Origin of the sequence: Pseudescherichia vulneris (assembly GCF_902164725.1) — a bacterium.
Taxonomy (GTDB): Bacteria; Pseudomonadota; Gammaproteobacteria; order Enterobacterales; family Enterobacteriaceae; genus Pseudescherichia; species Pseudescherichia vulneris.
In genome coordinates, this window is the sequence record NZ_LR607338.1 from 3,129,386 (window position 1) to 3,129,783 (window position 398).

At 41.5% G+C, this 398-nt stretch carries 1 protein-coding gene; it reads right to left on the minus strand.

Annotated elements, in window-relative coordinates; translation table 11 throughout:
• Nucleotides 1–23: 23 nt before the first annotated feature.
• Nucleotides 24–398, minus strand: a 375-nt coding sequence (locus FN633_RS12970; RefSeq protein WP_208674100.1) for a DUF943 family protein, incomplete at its 5' end; no start/stop codon positions are given.

Consider the following 398-nt stretch of genomic DNA (forward strand, 5'->3'; position numbering starts at 1 on the left):
TTTCTAAGTATTCTAAGCCCGCTTTAATGCGGGCTTTGTTTTACTATCTTGCCGCTTTTATCCTGGATGAAAACATCATCATCAATGGCGAGCTTTATCTCTCCATTCCTGAGCTGAGAAATAACCATAGCGATGTTTTTATCAATGCAGTTATTGGGCAGCGATACGCTGTCAAAGCATAGCCTGTCCTTCATCTCTTCTTTTTTAAAGCCATCGCCAAAGTCATAGATATAGATGCTGGGTTGCTCATTAGGCTCGGTGAAATCAAGTTTATACTGTGATATCAACAAGTTTTTGTTATCAAGCCACCAGCTCAGTTTGCTTTTAGTAGAGAAGGGGAGTCCTTTCACCGCAATCAATATCGTGTTAGGGGTTTTGTCTACGGCCATCACTTCAGC